We start from the raw sequence: 21,158 nt of genomic DNA, 5'->3' as shown, positions 1-21,158 counted from the left end.
TGTTTACTTATTAGGTTTTTTATCTTTCCTTGCTGATTGTAAAATCACTCAGTGGCGTATTCGCTGGTCTCTTTCCTCAAATATTTCTATAATTCATCAAAAATAAATGTAGATCATGGTTTTTCTCTATAATTTGGGTCTATGACATGCTTTTCAGTCGACAAGTCGGCTGTTTTTAATAAATTACAGTAATTATGACTAATTTCGTTCCAATTCACGCTGTGGTTTAACGATAATAATTGATGACAGGGGTATTTATGGGGAATCCACAACAGGGACTTCAGCGCGGGTTAGAAGCTCGGCATATTGAGCTTATTGCGCTAGGTGGAACAATTGGCGTTGGGCTATTTATGGGCTCAGCCAGTACGCTAAAATGGGCAGGGCCTTCCGTACTGCTCGCATACATCATTGCGGGTATTTTTGTTTTCTTCATCATGCGTTCCATGGGGGAGATGCTTTTTCTGGAGCCTGTCACTGGGTCGTTTGCTTCTTTTGGTTATAAGTATCTGAGCCCATTTTGGGGGTGCCTCACCGCATGGGGTTACTGGTTTATGTGGGTGGCTGTTGGGATCTCAGAAATTACCGCCATCGGTGTTTACGCCGAATATTGGTTCCCAGATGTACCTCAGTGGATATTTGCCATTGTTGCCGTGGTTTTGGTCGCATTGGCCAACCTTGCTGCCGTTCGTTTGTATGGCGAGTTAGAGTTTTGGTTTGCGATGATCAAAGTCACCACCATCGTGGTGATGATCCTGATTGGTTTAGGGTTAATTTTTTTTGGCCTTGGGAATAACTTCGAGCCGATAGGGCTGGCTAACCTGACGGAACATGGTGGCTTCTTTGCTGGGGGCTGGAAAGGCTTTTTATTTGCCTTGTGTATCGTTGTGGCTTCCTATCAAGGCGTTGAATTAGTAGGGATCACCGCAGGCGAAGCGAAAAATCCGCAAGTCACGCTGAAAAAAGCGATCAATAACATTTTATGGCGTATTCTGATTTTTTATGTTGGCGCGATTTTTATTGTTGTTACCTTATTTCCGTGGACTGAAGTCGGGCAGCAAGGGAGTCCATTTGTCTTAACGTTTGCGAAAGTGGGGATTGTCTCTGCGGCAGCGGTGATCAACTTTGTAGTACTCACTGCGGCGCTGTCTGGGTGTAATAGTGGGATGTACAGTGGCGGTCGTATGTTGTACGCATTAGCGCAAAATAAGCAGCTTCCCAGCGGGCTACTGAAGCTCACAAAAAACGGAGTTCCTGCACGTTGTGTTGGTTTTACAATACTGTGTCTCGTTGCAGGCTCTAGCTTGAATTATATTATTCCAAATCCAGAAAAAGTGTTTGTGTACGTGTACAGCGCAAGCGTTTTGCCAGGAATGGTACCATGGTTGGTCTTGCTCACCAGCCAAATTCGTTTTCGCCAGCAAAATAAAGAACAATTAGTGGGACACCCGTTTAAATCAATTTTATTTCCATGGGTCAACTATGCGACGTTACTCTTTTTGGCCTGTGTATTAGTGGGCATGGCGATAAACCCAGATACACGGATGTCATTAATTGTCGGAGCACTCTTTTTAGGGGCAGTTTCCCTGCTTTATTTTTTAATTCAGGCGTTAAACGGCCGCAGTAGAAAAGCCTAGGCAAGATATTTTCTCGGCGCTTTTATGGGTGTCGAGCAAAAAAGAGGGCAAAAATGCTCTCTTTCTCGGCGAAATGGATAAAAGGCAAGCAATCGATATTTTTATTTCAAAAAGGACTAGACAGCGGGTAGATAAATCCGTACTATCCTCTCCCGCAACGGCGTTAAGCGCCCGTAGCTCAGCTGGATAGAGCGCTGCCCTCCGGAGGCAGAGGTCTCAGGTTCGAATCCTGTCGGGCGCACCAGTTTTAGCACGTCGCTACGGTTGGCAAAATGACGTTGTATGTAGTATGATAGCAACGCTTTGAAAAAAGTGAAGTTATGGTGGCTATAGCTCAGTTGGTAGAGCCCTGGATTGTGATTCCAGTTGTCGTGGGTTCGAGTCCCATTAGCCACCCCATTTTTTTTGTGACATTGCGAGGGTGGCGGAATTGGTAGACGCGCTAGCTTCAGGTGTTAGTGTCCTATGGACGTGGGGGTTCAAGTCCCCCCTTTCGCACCACGAAAAAAATTGATGTGAAGCAGTACATTTCGGCGAGTAGCGCAGCTTGGTAGCGCAACTGGTTTGGGACCAGTGGGTCGGAGGTTCGAATCCTCTCTCGCCGACCAATTTAAAGAACCCCGCTTAATAGCGGGGTTTTTGCATTTTTAACCCGATGTTGATTTTTTTATACTCACTGTTGGACGAGCTTGCTCGCTATCTTTTAAACCCCTTCTTTTCTGTTCCTTTTGAGTGCATGCACGTCATTAATTCGCTATATCACACCATAATCTTTAACGCATTGTTTTTTATGTAAAAAATAAGTGTCGTAATTTTTATACAAACCCATACTTCCGTGTCGCCAAAAAGAGACATTTTACCTATTGATTTATAAGGTTAAATTTATAAGTGAGTTAAGGTGTCTCTATATTGAGACAAAGAAATACGCTTTCATTCATGCTAAAGGTTAAAAAAAGTGAGGTGAAGGGAGCGTGCAAATTTTCTGGGTTCAAAATACCCCGTAAAACTAAGATATACAGAAACGTTAGGAATAGCAGGGAAAAAATAGGATGATGGAAAAAGTTGGCACGCATCCTGCATTATTAAATATGTAGATGCTCATCTCACTTCTTATGATAGCAATGCTTCATAAACCCAGAGATGACGCAAAGCCGATTATCGGTGCCTATTGTCCAACTTAGATGATCAAGAGCTCATCCTCTTACCATCAACGAACGGGCGAAACGTTGAGTGAGGCACCATCCGTCTGTAGACCTGATTGTATTTTACACCTGCCTAGTGCAGGTGTTTTTTTTTGCATTTTTTATGGTAGGCCTCTTATTTATAGGAATAAGAGGCTGAAATCAAATAGGAAGACTAATTTTTACCTTTGCTAAACCATTTGCTGAGCCAGCGAGTAATGTAGGTATAACAAAGAATAATAAACGTAATGATGAAAATATCTTTACTGAGGTCTTCAGTATTAAAGCCGATGATCATGATAAAAACAAAAGGTGATAAAACTAACAGAAGTAGGTCAAAAAAGATTTGCAAACGGTTTGGTGTCGCGATAATCCAGCGCCAAATAGCTTTAACTACATTCATATATATTTCCTAAATTCATTCAAGGCAAAAATGCATATAGTGTTTTATACACTATGTGTTTGTTTTATGACATAGCTGAACTTGTTTTGTTTGCAATGAATTGATTATGTTTTTTAGCGATAGGCATTTCTTCATACGGTATACCGACGATAATACTTTATTTGTCTTTTTTAGATATTAATGGAGTCACAAAGTGGGGCGAAATGACCCTTTTTGTCAATTTATCGGCAGTTAGAGGACGAAATAAAAACGCCACTTCAGAGTGTGGCGTTTTTATTTTGAGGAATAACTAAGTGCGTTCTTGTTTCAAGGAATGCGTTAGGGCTTCTTGGCGGATCTTAGCGGCTTCGTTTGGTTTATGTAGCTTATCGTAGGTATCGGCGAGCCATGAAGCATCTTGAACATCAAAGCGTTGTGCTAAAGCTGCTTTGAAGTAGGATTCTGCTTTTTCCCATTGGGCATTATGTAACGATAAAACACCTAGTGTGCTGTTTAATAAAGGTGTGGCACCATTTTGTTTTTGCAAATGCAGTAACGTTTTCTCAATAGCTTCAGGGTGATCGCTGTTAACTTTTGGTATTAACAAGAGTAAGCGCTCATCATATTGTTGCTTTAAGCCATCAATAATCATTTTCTCTGCGCTTTTGGTATCACCACACTCAATCAAGTGTTCAGCCAAGAAGGCTTGAAGTGCGGTTTCATGGCGGACACGGCGAGGTTGTGATTTCCACCAATCTTTAAGGCCATCACTTCCACCTTCAGCCATACATTGGTTCATTAACCCTTTGTAAGCTTTAAGTTTTAATGCATCAAGCTCGTCTTCATTATGAAACTGAACTTTTGCCATCACGGGAAGTAATTCGATTAATGCTTGGTAAGCGCCTGAACGTAAGTAAGCTTGTTCGGCAAGGCGTAGAACTTCGGGATGCCTTGGGGCTTTATCAATTAGTTTATCGATACCATTACGGGCAGCGTGGACTTCACCTTCAGCAAGCTGAATACGCACACGGCAAATATCGACAGGGAGTTGGTCACTACCAGCGGCTTCAGCCGCGCGGTCTAAATACTGGTGAGTGCGGAACTCATCACCACGTTGCTGCGCCGCTTCAGCGGCCATCAAATAGTTAATCACCGGCTGCTGAGAGAAATCAGCGTGCTTACTCATCAGCTTTTCAACTTGCTCAAAATCACCTTCAGCTAATTTCAGCAATGCTTTTTGAGTTTGAGTGTGGGCTTTATGGTATTTACGACCGCTTACCCATCCTTTCGTGCGTGAAGTGGTGCTCATAAAACGGCGATAACACCAACCAAGGAATAGCAGTACAAATTGCAGCAAGATGAAGCCTAAAACTAAACTCGTGACGCTGGTAGTGATGTCATAATTATCTGTACGAATAAAGACATACCCTTGGTGACCTGCCAAGAGAGGTCCTAAGATCACACCTGCAATCAGGACTAGAAAGAGGATTAATACTTTAATCATCATTACCCCCTATTGCCCGCAGGCTCTGCGGATTCAAAAGGGTGCTCTGTATCCGAAGTTTGTGCATCCGTCGCAGGCATTGCATCTTCCGCGGCTTTTGTCGTGTCTTTTACCGCCTCAGCTGCTGCATCAACTGCGCCATCAGTAGATGGGCTTGTTTCAGACTGTGAAAGCAAACTGCGAACGCGTGTTTGCATCAGTTTTTCCAGCTTTTCTTGGCTTTCGAGTGCCTCTGGCATGTCAACATCAATAGGTTGATTGATGAGCTCATCAATGGTGGATAAAAAAGCTTTCGTAGCTGGCGCCTCAGTATCAAAATAAGCCCTTACCCAGGTAGAAGCTTGTTCTAATGACTGTTTATATGTTTCTTCTTGGTAACGAGGAACAGCTTGAGCGGCAATTAAAAGCTGAGAACGAATATTTTCACGTAAATAAATATCTTGGTTTGGCGCTAATAATGGTGCTTCTGAACCATCACGTGCTCGGACCGTAATAAAGTCACTGGTAAAGCTTTTCCAACTACGTGACAAGTTTTGTTTCCAATCGGAAATATCATCACTCACGTCATTGTTATTGTCGTCTGTTGCATCACCGCTGTTTAAATCCGCTAGACGTAAGTTATCAACTTCATTACTGAGCTGGTTTAATTTTAAGATAATGCCGTCATAGTCAATTTGGTTAATCGCAGCCAGTTTTGCCATGTCATTATTGATGGATTTACGAATATCAAGCAGGCTTGGGTCGTTCATTTCCGCTAAGCTGGAGTCTGCGCTTTTTAGTAAAACAGCCGCAGTAACAGGATCATGATCATTCCACAATTTACGGCCAGCCATTTTTACCATGAAATCCGCTTGGGCGATTAACCAGCTTTTGACATCGGTACTTGAAAGCGCCGTAACATGAGCTTGCAGCTCCTGCATACGGCGATTTAGTCTGTCTTCGTATTCAAGTGCATGATTTTTGATATCTTTATTTGCGGCAATTAAAGCATCTACACGTTGCCTATCTGAGTTTTGCTGGTCAATTAAATCACTTAGCTGCTGTTTTAGTTCATTGTTTTCATTGACTAATTTTGCATTGCTTTGCTGAGTGAAATAATAGAGACCACCACCAATGGCGATGATAACCGCAATCGCAATAATCCCGCCTACGAGACCAGAACGTTTTTGTTCCGAAGAGGGCTTAGTTCCGCGATGAACTGTTGATTTTTCATCTGTTTTTGGCGTCACCGTCTCGGTTGTTTTATCGTGTTCCGTCATAAATTAGCATCCCATATCGGTTGAGATTAATGCTTTAATTAAAGCATTATTATCTGCGCTATTCGCTACACAGACCTTCTGCCATCCACTTTGGCGGGCGAGATCTGCAATCCGTTCACTGACAACAAGCAGGCGGCGGGAAAACCACCATACCCGATATTCATCGGTGATTAATTCTTCAAGTAAGGCTAACATTTGCCCGCTGGTGATCACGACATCAGTAATATCGGTTTGCACCCATTTCTGATTGAACTGTGTTTTGTCGTAATGCACTGGCAACCTTGTGTAACATTCGCAATAATCAACGTGGGCACCACGTGAGCGTAATGTGGATGCGAGAAGCTCTCGCCCACCATTTCCCCTCAATAAAAGGGCGCGTTTACCCTCTAAAAATTGGAGTTCAGGAAGCGTTAGAAGTACTTCGCTGGTTTCCCCATGTTCAGCCCAACGTGCTATTTGCCCAGTCGTGTGCTGAAAATACTGCCCAGTAGAACGACCTATTCCATAGTAAGATAACTTATCAGACCAGCTACGTCCTATTTGTTCAAGTGCTAAATTTGCGTACTCGACTGCATTTTTGGACAAAAGAAAGACCAGATCGTTCGTTTCTAAGGCATCTAGCTGGGTCGTTAAGGTATTGAGCTCAGCACCTGGCCCAATACAAATTAAAGGAGCAGCATAAGCTTGCCCACCCATTGAGGTAATTGCCGTTATCAGCTCTGAACCAGCGGGCTCAGGGCGTGTGACAAGGACTCTCATGCAGGTGGATTTCCTTTATAGACCTCAGCCAAAATTTCTCTCGCGCCTTGTGCTAACAGCTCTTCAGCCAGTGAAATACCTGCTTGGCTAGCCTCTTGTGGCGCGATAAGGCGTTCACCGCGAATAATTACGCTACCATCTGGCGCACCGACAAGGGCACGCAACCAAATTTTATCATCCTGCCAAATCGCATAGCTACCGATAGGCACTTGGCATCCGCCTTCTAATCGCATATTCATCGCACGTTCGGCAAGTACACAAATAGAAGTATCATCATCGTTGAGTACCGCAAGTAACTCACGGGTTACCACATCATCCAAGCGACATTCAATGCCAACAGCACCTTGACCAACAGCGGGTAAACATTGTTCAGGTTCGAGCGCAGTACGAATACGCTCTTCAAGCCCTAAGCGTTTCAAACCAGCAACGGCGAGGATAATGGCATCGTATTCGCCGTTATCAAGTTTTGATAATCGTGTGCCCACATTACCGCGTAAATCACGAATGACTAAATCAGGGCGAAGCTCTCTGAGCTGGCATTGGCGGCGTAAACTTGATGTGCCAACGATACTGCCTTTCGGCAAAGCGTCAATATTGTCATATTGGTTAGACACAAAAGCATCGCGAGGGTCTTCGCGTTCACAAATAGTGACTAAACCAAGCCCTTCAGGGAATTCAACGGGTACGTCTTTCATTGAATGAACGGCAATATCAGCACGTCCTTCTAATAGTGCAAGCTCTAGTTCTTTAACAAATAACCCTTTCCCACCGACTTTTGCCAGTGGGGTATCAAGAATGATGTCACCCTTTGTGACCATTGGGACAAGTTCAACCTGTAAGCCAGGGTGAAACTGCTCTAATTTGTCTTTGACAAAGTGCGCTTGCCATAAGGCGAGAGGGCTTTTACGCGTTGCAATACGCACGATATTTGTTGATGTCATTTTGCTGTTTTCTCTGGCGAAAATTGCCGTGTATTAACCATACAATTGGCATTAGTTTTAACATGTTAAGGATTTTTTTTCCAGTTGGGCACAAAATCGCCATTCAGATTATTTGTAACAGATTTATATTTGTAATCATGATGCAGGAAAGTGATTCAAAAGATGATGACTTGAGATAGCTATTCGATTATTTTTTTAGCTTATCGTGCTATTTATTGAGTTGGCAGGAGGGAAGGCAGTATAAATTTGTGTTGAAGCGTGCAAGCACAGGCTCTGTGCGTATTGTACTTAATATCGTTTTGAGTTGTTGCTTTATTAAACAATTCACGTGAGTGATATTATTCCATTGAAAAACAAGGGATATTCTATCGAGTTAAAAAATAAAAAGTCTTTTTATACAATATGTTGAAAAGCATTTTGTATCAAAAATAAGCGTATAAAATTATGTGATCTACTTTACCCTTTTGCTCCAAGGTGTTAAATTGATCACGTTTCCGACAATTCATTTGAAAACTTTTTTAAATCTATCTCTATCTGTTGGGTGCTGGGAAATTTCCAGATTTGTATTACATTCATTACAGTCAGGCGTAACCTTTGTATCTCTATATTGAAACCTTAAAGCAAAGACTTGATGCGATAAACCAATTACGGTTAGAGCGCGCGACGGCGTCTATGAGCGAGACTTTTTCTCAGGTTTATAGTTTGCTGCCAGTCTTGTTTCATTATCATCATCCAATGATGCCTGGTTTTATCGAAGGTAGTGTGCCCCATGGTGTGTGTTTTTTCTCCCCAGATACAGAACAGATGAAATGGTTAGGGCAATTTGAACGCTTCTTACCTATTGATTCAAGTGCAAATGGTGAATTACCTATCACTGGAATTTATTCGATGGGCAGCACATCTTCTGTTGGGCAGAGCCACTGTTCTGATATTGATGTGTGGGTCTGTCATCCTTCATGGCTCGATCACGAAGAAAAACGTTTTTTGCAAAAAAAATGTACATTAATTGAGCAGTGGGCAGCTTCTTTAGGTATTGATGTCACTATCTTTTTAATCGATGAAAACCGTTTTCGTCATCATGCGAGTGGGCATATTGGTGGGGAAAACTGTGGCTCAACGCAGCATATCCTGTTATTAGATGAATTTTATCGCACAGCAGTGCGCATGGCAGGAAAACGTTTGCTATGGACGATGGTGCCTGTCGAAGAAGAGCAACATTACGATGAATACGTTATTGGGTTATATGCACAAGGTGTGTTGACGCCCAACGAGTGGTTAGATTTAGGGGGGTTAGGTGAGCTATCCGCTGCTGAATACTTTGGCGCTAGCTTGTGGCAGCTATATAAAAGTGTCGATTCCCCTTATAAGGCCGTCCTGAAAAGTATTTTGCTCGAGTCTTATTCTTGGGACTATCCGCATGGTAAATTGCTGGCAATGGAATTTAAACGCCATTTACATGCAGGTGAAATTGTTAGCTACGGTTTAGATTCATACTGTTTGATGTTAGACCGTGTTACGCGTTATCTCACTGAAATCAATGATTCTACCCGCCTTGATTTGATCCGCCGCTGTTTTTACCTCAAAGTCTGTGAAAAACTCTCTGAAGACGATGGCAACGCCTGCTCTGGTTGGCGCCGTGATGTGTTATCTCAACTCGTTGAGTCATGGGGATGGAGTGCGGAACGTTTAGCATTACTTGATTCGCGTAATCAATGGAAAATTGAACGGGTTCGTGAAGCGCACAATGAGTTACTCGATACGATGATGCAAAGCTATCGAAACCTTATTCGTTTTGCTCGTCGAAATAATTTAAGTGTTAGTGCGAGCCCACAGGATATTGGGGTATTAACACGTAAGTTATATGCGGCTTTTGAAGCCTTACCAGGTAAAGTAACATTGGTGAATCCACAAATTTCACCTGATTTAAGTGAATCTCACTTAACTTTTATTTACGTACCTGCAGGGCGCGCGAATCGCAGTGGTTGGTATTTGTATAACCAAGCTCCAAATATTGACGCGATTATTGGTCATCAGCCTCTTGAATATAACCGCTACTTGAATAAGTTGGTGGCGTGGGCGTATTTCAACGGGTTACTCACTGAAAACACGCAAGTGTATATGCACAATGGGAAATCCCAGTGTGATGAGCGAAAACTGCTTGAGTTAATGCATGACGTTTCCAGCCACTTCCCGATCCGTTTGCCTGCACCCACACCAAAAGCGTTGTATAGCCCATGTGAAATTCGCCACCTTGCCATTATCGTTAACTTAGAAAAAGATCCAACGCAGGTTTATTCTGAACAAGTGGTACACGTGGATTTCAGAAAGCTTGATATTTTCAGCTTTGGTGAGACGCAACAATGCCTTATCGGCAGTATTGACTTGTTGTACCGCAATTCATGGAATGAGGTGAGAACTCTGCATTTCAGTGGTGAGCAGTGCATGTTAGAAGCGTTAAAAACCATCTTAGGTAAGATGCACCAAGATGCGGCACCGCCTGAAGCTGTTGAAGTTTTTTGTTATAGTGAGCACTTGCGTGGTCTGATTCGTACTCGTGTACAACAGTTAGTTTCTGAGTGTATTGAGTTGCGTTTATCCAGTAATCGCAATGATCCAGGGCGCTTCAAAGCGTTGCGTATTGCGGGTCAAACATGGGGGCTGTTTTTTGAGCGCCTAAACGTTTCTGTACAAAAACTTGAAAATGCGGTCGAATTCTATGGTGCAATTTCGCATAATAAATTGCATGGTTGGCCAGTAAAACTGCAAGCAAAAAGTGATAATCATTTACCTGCAGTCGTTGATGGCTATGCAAGTGAAGGTATTGTGCAGTTTTTCTTTGAAAACACACCAGACAATACGGGCTTTAATATTTATGTTTTAGATGAAGCAAACCGTGTTGAAATCTATTCCCATTGCGAGGGGTCAAAAGAAGACTTAGTGCGTGATGTGAGTAAGTTTTACTCCTCTTCCCATGACCGTTTCACCTATGGTGCAAATTTCATTAATTTTAACCTACCTCAATTTTACCAAATTATTAATCAAGAAGGTAAAAACCAAGTGGTGGCGTTCTCTGGCGCGACATGGCCGTTTGGTACAGAAGACGACAGTGATGAAACTGGGCATGATATGCGCTCAACGCTATTAGGGCAGCAACAAGCGCACTATTATTAAAGGTGGGTTGGTTCTCAATAACTAACAGGTTACCGTTTCTTAGAAAGAAAATGGCTCTTGGCTTTGAAACGCGATAGCCTCTGCTAATTTTGCTTTAAACTCATGACCAGAGCGGTCACAAACCCAATTTCCATCTTGGTAATCATAGTGATACCCACCTTGTTTGGTCGCTAACCACATCTGGTGAAAGGCTTCTTGCTTATTAATAATGATCTTGCTGCCATCTTCGAAGCTCAAGGTCATCACGCCGCCATTAATCTCACAATCAATATCGGCATCGCCGTCATAATTATCTAAATGCTCTTCAATTGTGCTAAGCAGCGTTTCCGCTAGCTGGTGAAATTCACTATCATTCACGGTTAAGTTCCTGTTTGCTCACAATTATTTAATTGAAGTTATTATTGTTAATTGAAATTATAGGGGGGAACGAGCGGTGAGGGAAGCCCTTAAAATTTTCAGATTAAATTTAGCCTAAAGTATATAATGTCAACATGCTTGATAAACGGACGTGATTTGCGGGTTCACTCCTGCTATTGTGTAAAAATATCAGATGTCAAAAGTGAGTATTACAGGCGAAAAAGAATGAAAAAAAGTTTAATTGGGCTGAGCGCACTTGTTGTTTTATTTACCCTTTCTGGCTGTGGCTTAAAAGGCCCACTTTATTTCCCACCAGAAGAAAATGCTGCACCTACGCAAGCGTCTGATGTGCAACCTAGTGCCCCAAGCAGCTCGGCAAAAGAGCCTGCCCAAGCAACTAGTCACCAGTAAGTTGTCGCTATGGAGCGTGAAATGCAATTCTCTAAAATGCATGGCTTAGGCAATGACTTTATGGTGGTTGATGGAGTAACCCAAAATGTGTACTTCTCCCCAGAAATGATTTGTCGCTTAGCTGACAGGCATACAGGGGTTGGCTTTGATCAGCTTTTGTTGGTCGAAGCGCCTTATGATCCTGATCTCGACTTCCATTATCGTATTTTTAATGCCGATGGTAGTGAAGTCTCACAATGCGGTAATGGGGCGCGTTGTTTTGCACGTTTTGTTCGTCTTAAGGGCTTAACTAATAAGCAAAAAATTAAAGTTAGCACCCAATCTGGACGTATGACATTAACCATTAATGAAAATGATGATGTTAGCGTTAATATGGGTGAGCCTGATTTCGAGCCGCAAAGAGTTCCATTTCGCGCTGTTAAAGAAGAAAAAACCTATATTATCCGCGCTCAAGAACGTACAGTATTATGCGGTGTAGTTTCAATGGGTAACCCACATTGCGTTATTCAAGTGGAAAGCATCCATACTGCAGAAGTCGAAATTTTAGGACCTGCACTTGAAAGTCATGAGCGTTTTCCTGAGCGTGCTAATATTGGTTTTATGGAAATAGTTAGCGCAGAGCATATCCGTTTGCGTGTTTATGAACGTGGTGCAGGGGAAACTCAAGCGTGTGGTAGTGGTGCGTGTGCCGCCGTTGCTGTTGGGATTTCTCAAGGTTTATTGGCTAAGCGAGTCAGAGTTGATTTACCAGGGGGGTCCCTTGCTATTTCTTGGGATGGACCTGGAACGCCTTTGTATATGACGGGCCCTGCGGCACATGTTTATGATGGAGTGATCCACGTCTAATCTTGAAAGGGCTAAGAGGATAGTATGGATAAAACTGAAAAAGCATCCGAACAAATTCATCAAATGGATGAACATGGTGTGATGCAGTATTTAAAGGACAATCCTTATTTTTTTCTGCGCCATCCAACGCTTGTTGAGCAAATAAATGTTCCTCACGTAGTGAACGGAGCGGTTTCCTTGCCTGAGTTAGTGATGAGCCGTCAACGGATCAAAATTAAACAGCTCGAGCAAGATATCCGTTTTATGGTTGAACAAGCACATGAAAATGTGGAGCTTTTTGATGAGTTATTACTGCTGGTGATTGAAATGTCATCATCAAAAAGTTTACAAGAAATGCTACAAGCGCTGAATCGTTGGGCAAAAAAACTCGGTTTATCAGGTGCTTCGGTTCGCTTATTTAGTGATAGCTGGCGCTTGTCAGCCCCCCTCGATGCGCATCAATTAGTCATTTCCCGTCGCGTTTTTGAACCTGTGAGGATTCAACGGTTTGGCGAACGACGCAATTACCTTGGTCGCTTAAATGGCCCTGAAATTCAGTTGTTATTACCTGATGCGTTGAATGTCGGCTCTGTTGCAATTTCACTATTTGGCCAGCATGGTGAATCGGGAATGGTCATTTTTACTAGTCGTAATCGTGAACATTATCAGCATGGTATGGGCACCGTCATGTTAGAAAAAGTCGCGCAAATTCTTCCGAGGTTATTATGCCAATGGATAGAGCGCCTGTAGGGGTTCAGCCAGAAGGGCTGATGATCCAAATTGAAGCCTTTCTACGTTACCTGCGTGTTGAGCGTAGATTAAGTCCTGTAACGATAACAAACTATCGGCGTCAGCTTAGTGTCATTGTTGAAATGCTGGTTTCGTTGAAAATTGATGAGTGGCAGAAACTCGATACTACGTTAGTTCGCAACATTGCAGCAAAAAGTCGAAAAGCTGGCCTTCAAGCAGCGAGTATGGCGCTACGGCTTTCTGCCTTAAGAAGTTTTTGTGATTGGATGGTTCATCAAGGTGAACTGCCAGCAAACCCAGCAAAGGCGATTCAAGCGCCGAAGGCCAAAAAACGCCTACCGAAGAACATGGATGTGGATGAGGTTTCCCAGCTTCTCAATATGGACAGTGGTGATCCACTGGTTGTTCGAGACAGAACCATGCTCGAAGTGATGTATGGTGCAGGGCTGCGTTTGTCGGAACTGGTCGGGTTAAATCTCCGTCATCTTGATTTAACAACGGGTGAAGTCTGGGTGATGGGTAAAGGCAGTAAAGAACGCAAAATTCCACTGGGAAAAACTGCCGTAAGTTGGTTACAGCGCTGGTTAGAAATGCGCGAATTGTATGAACCAGAAGACGACGCCGTATTTATTTCTACTCAAAGTGGCAAGCGAATTTCTAATCGAAATGTTCAAAAGCGGTTTGAACAATGGGGTATCAAACAAGGGGTTAATAGCCATATTAACCCGCACAAATTACGCCACTCTTTTGCGACACATATCCTTGAATCAAGTGGTAATTTACGTGGAGTGCAGGAACTTTTAGGGCATGCGAACTTATCGACAACACAAATTTATACGCACCTAGACTTCCAGCACTTAGCAAACGTTTATGATGTGGCTCATCCGAGAGCAAAGAGGGAGAAACCTTAATGCATTTTTACCGTCCGCTATCGCCAATTAAAGCGATTACGTTTGATTTGGATGACACGCTTTACGATAACCACCCTGTTATTGATAAAACGGAAGAAGAAGTTTTACGTTTTGTGCGTGAATATGACCCACAATTCAATCATTTTAGTAACGATGATTTATATGCTTTTCGTCGTTTAGTGGAAGAACAAGAACCTGAAATTTTCCACGACATTTCACGTTGGCGCTGGCTTTCATCGAAAATGATGTTTTGCCATTATGGTTATTCGCGGGAAAACGCCGAAAAAGGTGCGGATGATATTATGGCGCATTTTACCTATTGGCGTAATCAAATAGATATCCCTGAATCAACACACAGAACATTAATTCAGCTCGCTGAGAAAGTCCCACTTGTTGCTATCACTAACGGCAATGCACAGCCTGAAGCGTGTGGTCTGGGTGAGTATTTTCAGTTTGTTTTAAAAGCTGGTCCCGATGGACGTTCCAAGCCTTTTTGTGATATGTACCGGTTAGCGGCACAGCGCTTAGATATCGAACCACAATTTATTTTACATGTGGGGGATAATTTACTCACTGATGTTGAGGGGGCGATTAATAGTGGTATGCAAGCTTGCTGGATAAACCCAAGTCAAAAAACACTGATGGAAGAAAAAGACGTGCGTTTATTACCACACGTTGAAATTTCCCAGTTGGAATCTCTCTTATCATTGGTATAATCATTTTTCATGTATAAAAATACAGTGGTGTTTGCCACTGTTTTGCTTTGATGGTAACTATGGACGTCTCTTATCTGCTTGAAGGTCTAAACGACAAACAGCGCGAAGCGGTTGCAGCCCCGCGTACCAATTTACTTGTTCTTGCGGGAGCAGGGAGTGGGAAAACGCGCGTATTGGTACACCGAATTGCATGGTTGATGTCCGTTGAAAATGCTTCACCATTTTCAATTATGGCGGTGACATTTACCAACAAAGCCGCGGCTGAAATGCGTCATCGGATCAATCAATTGATTGGAAGTAGTGAAGGCGGCATGTGGATTGGTACATTCCACGGTTTAGCACACCGTTTGTTACGCCAACATTATATGGATGCGAATTTACCGCAAGATTTTCAAATTTTAGATAGCGATGACCAATACCGGTTAATTCGTCGCTTGCTTAAAGCGATGAACCTTGACGAAAAGCAATGGCCTCCTCGCCAAGGAATGTGGTACATCAATGGCAAAAAAGATGAAGGCCTTCGTCCGCAACATATTGAAAGTTATGGTAACCCTGTTGAGGCAACATGGTTAAAAGTCTACCAGGCTTATCAAGAAGCGTGTGACCGCGCAGGTCTGGTGGATTTTGCAGAGTTGCTGTTGCGGGCCCACGAGTTATGGCTGAATAAACCCCATGTGCTGCAACATTATCGTGAACGTTTCACCAATATTTTAGTGGACGAATTCCAAGATACAAATAGCATTCAATATGCATGGATCCGTGTGCTGGCGGGTGAAACGGGCAAAGTCATGATCGTTGGGGATGATGACCAATCAATTTATGGCTGGCGTGGTGCGCAAGTTGAAAATATTCAGCGTTTCCTCAATGATTTTCCAGGTGCAGAAACTATCCGTCTTGAACAAAACTACCGTTCAACTAACAATATTCTAAAAGCCGCAAATACGTTAATTGCCAATAATAGCGACCGTTTAGGGAAAAATTTATGGACTGAAGGCGGAGACGGCGAACCGATTTCTCTTTATTGTGCATTTAATGAATTAGATGAAGCTCGTTATGTCGTTGGGCGCATTAAACAATGGCAAGAAAATGGCGGTGCTTTACAAGATTGCGCCATGTTATACCGTAGTAATGCCCAATCTCGTGTACTTGAAGAAGCCTTAATTCAAAGTGCGATGCCGTATCGTATTTATGGTGGGCAGCGCTTTTTCGAGCGCCAAGAAATTAAAGATGCGCTGTCCTATTTAAGGTTGATTGCTAATCGTAATGATGATGCTTCGTTCGAGCGAGTCGTGAATACGCCTACGCGTGGGATTGGTGAACGTACATTAGATACAGTTCGCCAAACTGCACGTGACCAGCAATTAACATTATGGGAAAGTTGCGAGTACTTACTTCGTGAGCAAGTCCTTGGTGGTCGCGCAGCGGCTTCTATCGAACGCTTTTTAGAGCTTATTGATGCGCTAGCGAAAGAAACCCAAGATATGCCATTACATGTCCAAGCGGATAGAGTGATTAATGACTCAGGCCTACGTGCAATGTATGAACAAGAAAAAGGTGAAAAAGCACAGGCTCGAATTGAAAACTTGGAAGAGCTCGTCAATGCGACTCGTGATTTCAGTTATCAAGAAGAAGACCAAGATCTCATGCCATTACAGGCTTTTTTATCTCATGCTGCACTTGAGTCAGGTGAAGGGCAAGCAGATGTAAGCCAAGATGCCGTTCAATTAATGACTCTGCACTCTGCCAAAGGTTTGGAATTCCCCGTTGTCTTTATTGTGGGAATGGAAGAAGGGATGTTCCCAAGTCAAATGTCGATGGATGAAAGCGGTCGTTTAGAAGAAGAGCGCCGATTAGCTTACGTCGGTATCACCCGAGCCATGGAAAAGCTCACCATCACGTATGCAGAAAGCCGCCGTTTATATGGCAAAGAAGTTTACCACCGCCCATCGCGTTTTATAGGTGAACTACCAACGGAATGTGTGGAAGAGGTTCGTCTTCGGGCTACAGTTTCACGTCCTGTGAGTCATCAACGCCTTGGTACACCTATCAGCCAAAATGATTCAGGTTATGCTTTAGGGCAGCGTGTGATGCATCCAAAATTTGGTGAAGGCACGATTATTAACCTTGAGGGAAGTGGTGAGCATTGTCGCTTACAAATTGCGTTTCAAGGTCAAGGGATTAAGTGGCTGGTAGCTTCTTATGCAAGGTTAGAAACCTTATAGATTTGTTTTCTTAACACCGCCAATTGGCGGTGTTTTTATATCAATTATTCGTAAATAAAAATAATCATTCTCAGTTTTATATATAAAAACTAAATTAGTAAATTCTTTGTAATTCAACTAATATTTTATGGTTAGTTCACTTTGTTTTTTATATTAATTAAAAGGAATGGTTATATGGACATTAAATTTTCATTAAGTAATGAGAAAATGGGAAATATTGATATTATTTTAAATAAGCTAAATAAAAGGCTAACACGTTTAGAGAATTCAATATCAAAAGCTTATTTTGAACTAAAGACTATCGCGCATCAAATAGATAAAACGGGCAAGTCAAACTCAGGTTTGTCAATATTAGAGGCTCAATCAATATCTAATCAATTAAATATAGTTTTAGAAAAACACCGTAAAAATATAGAGAGAATGAAACGGGTTGTTTTGAATAAAAAATCAGAGCTGGAAGAGGGGGTAGTATCATTTTCAAATCAGAATTTTGATGGAAAAGAGCTGGCTTATGAAATAAAAAAAACGCAAGAAGAGATTAATAAAAACCACAGTGCATCAGATGAAAAATTTAAAAACACTATTTTAGTTAAAAAGATATCTCACCAATTAATTAATTCGAAATCTAAAAAATTGAAAGAATATATTATTCAAGTTAATAATGAAAGTATACATATCAATGGATTATTAATCGATGTGAGAACATCAACAGTTCAACTGATAAAGGAATATAACCAAGCGAGGCTTGAAGCGCTAGAACATGCTAGCCTACAAAGTGTAAAATCGAGTGCTGGTCAGTTATTGAGTGATCAAATAGCAAGCTTTAAACCATTGCAATATGGGGGTAGTCTAGTTTTAGAAAAGAATGATGCGATTCAAAGCAAGCCTCGTTTATGTTTATATGGTGGTAGAGAAAGAACAGCTTTCTGCTAGTTATTTGAGGGTATTTTAGATGCCCTATATTTAGTTTCAAGCAGGCGGCTTATAGATATCAATGAGTTGCCTTATTGAAGAGGGTGCTTTGTAGTAGTGATAGAGTTTGATTTATTGGGCTAATCATCAAGATTTAAGTTTTTAATTTTATTTTTTTTGCGCCATGACGTATAAAGTTTTACCGAATAACCTTCCTAATATTCATCATGTCAATTCATAAACTTATTGATTCACTTTCCTCACAAGGTTGGTATGTGTGGGATGATTTTCTGACCCTGTCAGATATCCAAAAAATAAAACAATGTATACCAAATGCATTGCAAGATGCGCGTATTGGGCATCGAGATTCATTACAAAGCAACAAAGCGGTTCGCGGTGATCAAACCGTTTGGTTAGAACCAGAGATGGGAACCCCCATTGCTTTTTATATGGAACAAATGGAGGAAATACGGCAAGCACTAAATTGCCAACTGTATTTAGGATTGCGGGACTTTGAAACTCATTTTTGCCGTTATCCCAATGGTGGTTTTTATAAAAAACACCTTGATAACCCTAGAGGTGCTGGTCGTCGTAAGGTAACAACAGTTTTATATATGAATGAATTATGGAAATTAGGGGATGGTGGTGAATTAGTTGTTTTTGATAAAGAAGATAATCATTTGTTTAAGTTAGAGCCTTTAGCGGGAAGAATGATCTTTTTTATGTCAGAAGAGTTCCCTCATGAAGTACTACCTACAGAACAAAAACGTGAAAGTATAGCTGGTTGGTTTTTAACTGAAAAAAATCTCTAGCATATACCCCTCTATGCCGCCTCTGAAAGGAGGCAGGCAGTTAACTGTTCATTCGATAATGAAATAGATGTTGAATTCCTGAATAATTTGGTTATTTTAATTTTGCCATTTACATACGGCTATAAATAACGACTAATTTATCATTAATTTAAATAGAAATTATAAGGGTGGATTAAGTTATGAATTTATTTTTTAATAGAGATAAGTATCTAAATATTTTAAATGAAGAAAAAGAATATCGAAAAGAACTTGAAGGCTTAATCGGTTTTAATAAAAAACAAATAAAAAATGAAATTAAATCAGATAATAAAGATGAGAATTTAATTAACTATCTTGAAGCAGAAAACAAAGATTATCAAGTGACGCTCGATGCGGTGAATAAAAAAATAGAAGAAATTGAATCAGCTTTTGAATTAATTTATCACACATCTTATGACTTTAAAAATGAGTTAATGAATAATGGCTTTGTTCAGCAATCAAGCAGTGATGTAATGCTAAGAGAGCAAATAGCCAGCTTTCCATTACAAGACGGGGTCACATTGGGTGGAACAGAGAGTTCTATTGCAAGGCAATCTGTAGAGACATACTCGATGTTGTGTAGAGCATAGTTAAGTTTGTCCAATTAGCCACCCTATAAATCAAGGGTGACTAATTTTTATTTTATATCAATCGCTTAAATTCTTTACCTTCAAAGATAATGGTCGCATTTCCTCTCTCAATTTGGTAATGAGAAAGATGGCGCTGCTTATCCAATGCATTTAATTGTTGTGATTGATGCTCATTAAGCTTCCATTGTATCAACTGTTTAGCCAATTTTTTGTTCGCATGTTGGCTACGTTCAGATTGAACTTTTACGGTGATCCCCGTTGCAACATGCCTTGCTCTAACAGCAGATGAGGTTTTATTCACATGCTGCCCTCCAGCACCTTGAGCTTTAGTGAATTCAAATTCGATTTCATTGTCTTCAATCGGTTGAATTGGTGAAAAAGTGGTCACACTCATAAACCAATTTTTTCGTTTGTGACGAGGGCGTAAAGGGCTCTGGCATTGCCATTGCACCGTTCCACACCAAGTTTGGAGTAGCTGTTCCGCATGCTCTCCTTCAAGAGAAAGCAAAGCGGATTTTAACCCATGTCTGGAGGGGAATGACTCTAGAATATCAATGGTTACCCGAAGATTTGTTGCTTCTTGTAAAAAACAGGCTAGGGCTTTTTCAACCGCAATGCAGCATTCTGCAGGGCCTTGTGCAGAGGAAAATTGTAATAACATAATTAACATTCTCCACTGGTTTTATACGTGATAACGGGCTTTAGCCGAGCCACGACCTGAATAACACCCATATTCGCCATACTTTCAATCACGGTATCAATAGACTTATAAGATTGTGGGGCTTCTTCGTAAATCAACTGTTTATTTGCACAAATAACACGACTACCTAATGCAGTTCGAGAGAGCTGAAGCGGTGTATAACGGTGTGATAATCGTCCTTTGCATTCAGTTCGCATCCACTTGCGACCCGCGCCATGAGCAAGAGAATTAAGACAAGCTTCATTCGGCTGAGGGGCGACTAAATAACTGTAATCCCCTCGTGAGCCTGGGATTACAACAAAACCTCGATCAGAAGGCGTTGCGCCTTTACGATGAAGCCAGCCATCAATCCCGTTGATATTATAGGGCTCAACTAAATTATGGTTGATATCTAAGCTCAGCTCCCCTGTTGCTTTAACTTGTTGCAACAGGCGTAAGCCAATTAAACGTCGGTTTACCTGTGCAAAATTGAGTGCACACTGATGCGCATGTAGGTATTCTTTTGCATCATCAGAGTCTTCATAAAGTCCGTTGTGGCTGTGACGTTCCACATGTTGACGTAAGATAGTTTGCCCTAAACCACGGGAGCCACTGTGAACGAGTAACAGCAACTGTTGTTTATTTAAACCGCTTTCGGCAAATAATTTAGGCTGTAATATTTCATCGATTGATTGAAATTCAGCAAAATGATTACCGCCACCAATAGAACTTAGTGATGCCATAAAATCATGTGATTGCATGTCATTAGGGACATGCTCATCAAGCCATGCTAACGGGGCGTGGTCTGGCATTTCAGAAAGCTGTTTTTCCAGTTTATCGAGGTTAACTTTAGATTTTTTGATATCTGTTTGAAACAAACTCATTCCGCAGCCAATGTCATTGCCGACAAGGGCAGGGTAGAATCGTTTGGCGGAAAAAAATGCTGCACCAACTGGGTATCCACGGCCAGGATGGAGATCTGGCATGCCAACAACGGATACCATATCAGGTAAGTTAGCAGTAATTTGTAATTGTTGGATTGCTTTACTTTCAATCCATGTTGCTTCTGTGGCGATATAACTCACGTGTTCGCTCACAGAATGAAAGGTATTGCCCATAAGTCA

At 41.7% G+C, this 21,158-nt stretch carries 19 protein-coding genes and 4 tRNA genes; 15 read left to right on the top strand and 8 right to left on the bottom strand.

Going from position 1 to position 21,158, the window contains the following annotated elements; all coding sequences use genetic code 11:
* Positions 1-257: 257 nt before the first annotated feature.
* From thrP to M1F05_RS19750, 5 genes are all read left to right on the top strand, one after another.
* Entirely contained in the window at positions 258-1,634 is a 1,377-nt protein-coding gene (thrP, locus tag M1F05_RS19770; RefSeq protein ID WP_206083087.1) for a bifunctional threonine/serine APC transporter ThrP, read from the top strand.
* Between the two features lie 167 nt (positions 1,635-1,801).
* Positions 1,802-1,878: transfer RNA gene (locus M1F05_RS19765), tRNA-Arg, on the top strand.
* Positions 1,879-1,957: 79 nt separating this feature from the next.
* Positions 1,958-2,033: transfer RNA gene (locus M1F05_RS19760), tRNA-His, on the top strand.
* A gap of 16 nt (positions 2,034-2,049) precedes the next feature.
* Positions 2,050-2,135, top strand: a tRNA-Leu gene (locus tag M1F05_RS19755).
* 30 nt (positions 2,136-2,165) lie between these two features.
* Positions 2,166-2,242, top strand: a tRNA-Pro gene (locus M1F05_RS19750).
* Between the two features lie 748 nt (positions 2,243-2,990).
* Here the strand turns inward: M1F05_RS19750 and M1F05_RS19745 are convergent.
* The 5 genes from M1F05_RS19745 to hemC form a co-directional block, all read right to left on the bottom strand.
* Positions 2,991-3,218, bottom strand: coding sequence for a hypothetical protein (locus tag M1F05_RS19745; protein WP_206083089.1), 228 nt, complete (start codon positions 3,216-3,218; stop codon positions 2,991-2,993).
* A gap of 289 nt (positions 3,219-3,507) precedes the next feature.
* Positions 3,508-4,701 carry a protoheme IX biogenesis protein HemY gene (gene hemY / locus M1F05_RS19740; protein ID WP_206083090.1) on the bottom strand — a complete coding sequence of 398 codons (1,194 nt, stop codon included), beginning with the start codon at positions 4,699-4,701 and terminating at the stop codon, positions 3,508-3,510.
* Positions 4,702-4,703: 2 nt separating this feature from the next.
* Positions 4,704-5,960 (bottom strand): uroporphyrinogen-III C-methyltransferase, encoded by a 1,257-nt coding sequence (gene hemX, locus M1F05_RS19735; protein WP_206083092.1) that lies wholly within the window; start codon positions 5,958-5,960, stop codon positions 4,704-4,706.
* A gap of 3 nt (positions 5,961-5,963) precedes the next feature.
* On the bottom strand, positions 5,964-6,719 hold the full coding sequence (locus M1F05_RS19730) for a uroporphyrinogen-III synthase (RefSeq protein ID WP_206083094.1): 756 nt from the start codon (positions 6,717-6,719) through the stop codon (positions 5,964-5,966).
* Complete coding sequence (hemC, locus tag M1F05_RS19725; protein ID WP_206083097.1) at positions 6,716-7,660, bottom strand: hydroxymethylbilane synthase; 945 nt, start codon at positions 7,658-7,660, stop codon at positions 6,716-6,718. Before hemC ends, M1F05_RS19730 begins: the two co-directional genes overlap by 4 nt.
* A 594-nt stretch (positions 7,661-8,254) precedes the next feature.
* Here hemC and M1F05_RS19720 point away from each other — a divergent pair.
* Positions 8,255-10,831 (top strand): class I adenylate cyclase, encoded by a 2,577-nt coding sequence (locus tag M1F05_RS19720; protein WP_206083099.1) that lies wholly within the window; start codon positions 8,255-8,257, stop codon positions 10,829-10,831.
* 39 nt (positions 10,832-10,870) lie between these two features.
* Here the strand turns inward: M1F05_RS19720 and cyaY are convergent, their stop codons facing one another.
* The gene (gene cyaY / locus M1F05_RS19715) at positions 10,871-11,188 is read right to left on the bottom strand and encodes an iron donor protein CyaY (RefSeq protein ID WP_206083101.1); all 318 of its coding nucleotides are present in this window, start codon (positions 11,186-11,188) and stop codon (positions 10,871-10,873) included.
* A gap of 225 nt (positions 11,189-11,413) precedes the next feature.
* Here cyaY and lptM point away from each other — a divergent pair, with 225 nt between their 5' ends.
* The 9 genes from lptM (at position 11,414) to M1F05_RS19670 (ending at position 19,355) form a co-directional block, all read left to right on the top strand.
* Positions 11,414-11,599: an LPS translocon maturation chaperone LptM gene (gene lptM / locus M1F05_RS19710; RefSeq protein WP_206083103.1), complete on the top strand. Its 186-nt coding sequence runs from the start codon at positions 11,414-11,416 to the stop codon at positions 11,597-11,599.
* A gap of 21 nt (positions 11,600-11,620) precedes the next feature.
* Positions 11,621-12,445 carry a diaminopimelate epimerase gene (gene dapF, locus M1F05_RS19705; RefSeq protein WP_206083105.1) on the top strand — a complete coding sequence of 275 codons (825 nt, stop codon included), beginning with the start codon at positions 11,621-11,623 and terminating at the stop codon, positions 12,443-12,445.
* A 24-nt stretch (positions 12,446-12,469) separates the two neighbouring features.
* On the top strand, positions 12,470-13,174 hold the full coding sequence (locus M1F05_RS19700; protein ID WP_206083107.1) for a DUF484 family protein: 705 nt from the start codon (positions 12,470-12,472) through the stop codon (positions 13,172-13,174).
* Complete coding sequence (gene xerC / locus M1F05_RS19695; protein ID WP_206083777.1) at positions 13,156-14,085, top strand: tyrosine recombinase XerC; 930 nt, start codon at positions 13,156-13,158, stop codon at positions 14,083-14,085. The genes M1F05_RS19700 and xerC overlap by 19 nt, the downstream gene beginning before the upstream one ends.
* A complete protein-coding gene (yigB, locus tag M1F05_RS19690; RefSeq protein ID WP_206083109.1) occupies positions 14,085-14,801 on the top strand; it encodes a 5-amino-6-(5-phospho-D-ribitylamino)uracil phosphatase YigB in 717 nt (238 codons plus the stop codon). The genes xerC and yigB overlap by 1 nt, the downstream gene beginning before the upstream one ends.
* Before the next feature lie 59 nt (positions 14,802-14,860).
* Complete coding sequence (gene uvrD / locus M1F05_RS19685; RefSeq protein WP_206083111.1) at positions 14,861-17,023, top strand: DNA helicase II; 2,163 nt, start codon at positions 14,861-14,863, stop codon at positions 17,021-17,023.
* Positions 17,024-17,197: 174 nt separating this feature from the next.
* Complete coding sequence (locus M1F05_RS19680) at positions 17,198-17,956, top strand: hypothetical protein (protein WP_206083113.1); 759 nt, start codon at positions 17,198-17,200, stop codon at positions 17,954-17,956.
* Positions 17,957-18,162: 206 nt separating this feature from the next.
* Complete coding sequence (locus M1F05_RS19675; RefSeq protein WP_206083115.1) at positions 18,163-18,747, top strand: 2OG-Fe(II) oxygenase; 585 nt, start codon at positions 18,163-18,165, stop codon at positions 18,745-18,747.
* A gap of 179 nt (positions 18,748-18,926) precedes the next feature.
* Complete coding sequence (locus M1F05_RS19670) at positions 18,927-19,355, top strand: hypothetical protein (protein WP_206083117.1); 429 nt, start codon at positions 18,927-18,929, stop codon at positions 19,353-19,355.
* Positions 19,356-19,407: 52 nt separating this feature from the next.
* Here M1F05_RS19670 and prfH read toward each other — a convergent pair whose 3' ends face one another.
* Together prfH and M1F05_RS19660 are read right to left on the bottom strand one after the other, a co-directional pair.
* Entirely contained in the window at positions 19,408-20,016 is a 609-nt protein-coding gene (prfH, locus tag M1F05_RS19665) for a peptide chain release factor H (RefSeq protein WP_206083118.1), read from the bottom strand.
* A gap of 2 nt (positions 20,017-20,018) precedes the next feature.
* Complete coding sequence (locus M1F05_RS19660) at positions 20,019-21,152, bottom strand: RNA ligase RtcB family protein (RefSeq protein ID WP_206083120.1); 1,134 nt, start codon at positions 21,150-21,152, stop codon at positions 20,019-20,021.
* Positions 21,153-21,158 lie beyond the last annotated feature (6 nt).

The sequence above is a fragment of the Providencia sp. PROV252 genome (assembly GCF_033676005.1).
GTDB classification, from domain to species: domain Bacteria; phylum Pseudomonadota; class Gammaproteobacteria; order Enterobacterales; family Enterobacteriaceae; genus Providencia; species Providencia vermicola.
This window is presented reverse-complemented; position numbering and strand designations above follow the sequence as displayed.

Coding starts and splice junctions, on each gene's coding strand:
- yigB (WP_206083109.1), top strand. CDS start 14,085: ATGCATTTTTACCGTCCGCTATCGCCAATTAAAGCGATTACGTTTGAT.
- M1F05_RS19700 (WP_206083107.1), top strand. CDS start 12,470: ATGGATAAAACTGAAAAAGCATCCGAACAAATTCATCAAATGGATGAA.
- hemY (WP_206083090.1), bottom strand. CDS start 4,701: ATGATTAAAGTATTAATCCTCTTTCTAGTCCTGATTGCAGGTGTGATC.
- M1F05_RS19745 (WP_206083089.1), bottom strand. CDS start 3,218: ATGAATGTAGTTAAAGCTATTTGGCGCTGGATTATCGCGACACCAAAC.
- M1F05_RS19680 (WP_206083113.1), top strand. CDS start 17,198: ATGGACATTAAATTTTCATTAAGTAATGAGAAAATGGGAAATATTGAT.
- thrP (WP_206083087.1), top strand. CDS start 258: ATGGGGAATCCACAACAGGGACTTCAGCGCGGGTTAGAAGCTCGGCAT.
- dapF (WP_206083105.1), top strand. CDS start 11,621: ATGCAATTCTCTAAAATGCATGGCTTAGGCAATGACTTTATGGTGGTT.
- M1F05_RS19670 (WP_206083117.1), top strand. CDS start 18,927: ATGAATTTATTTTTTAATAGAGATAAGTATCTAAATATTTTAAATGAA.
- hemX (WP_206083092.1), bottom strand. CDS start 5,960: ATGACGGAACACGATAAAACAACCGAGACGGTGACGCCAAAAACAGAT.
- M1F05_RS19730 (WP_206083094.1), bottom strand. CDS start 6,719: ATGAGAGTCCTTGTCACACGCCCTGAGCCCGCTGGTTCAGAGCTGATA.
- M1F05_RS19660 (WP_206083120.1), bottom strand. CDS start 21,152: ATGGGCAATACCTTTCATTCTGTGAGCGAACACGTGAGTTATATCGCC.
- prfH (WP_206083118.1), bottom strand. CDS start 20,016: ATGTTATTACAATTTTCCTCTGCACAAGGCCCTGCAGAATGCTGCATT.
- hemC (WP_206083097.1), bottom strand. CDS start 7,660: ATGACATCAACAAATATCGTGCGTATTGCAACGCGTAAAAGCCCTCTC.
- lptM (WP_206083103.1), top strand. CDS start 11,414: ATGAAAAAAAGTTTAATTGGGCTGAGCGCACTTGTTGTTTTATTTACC.
- xerC (WP_206083777.1), top strand. CDS start 13,156: ATGGATAGAGCGCCTGTAGGGGTTCAGCCAGAAGGGCTGATGATCCAA.
- M1F05_RS19675 (WP_206083115.1), top strand. CDS start 18,163: ATGTCAATTCATAAACTTATTGATTCACTTTCCTCACAAGGTTGGTAT.
- uvrD (WP_206083111.1), top strand. CDS start 14,861: ATGGACGTCTCTTATCTGCTTGAAGGTCTAAACGACAAACAGCGCGAA.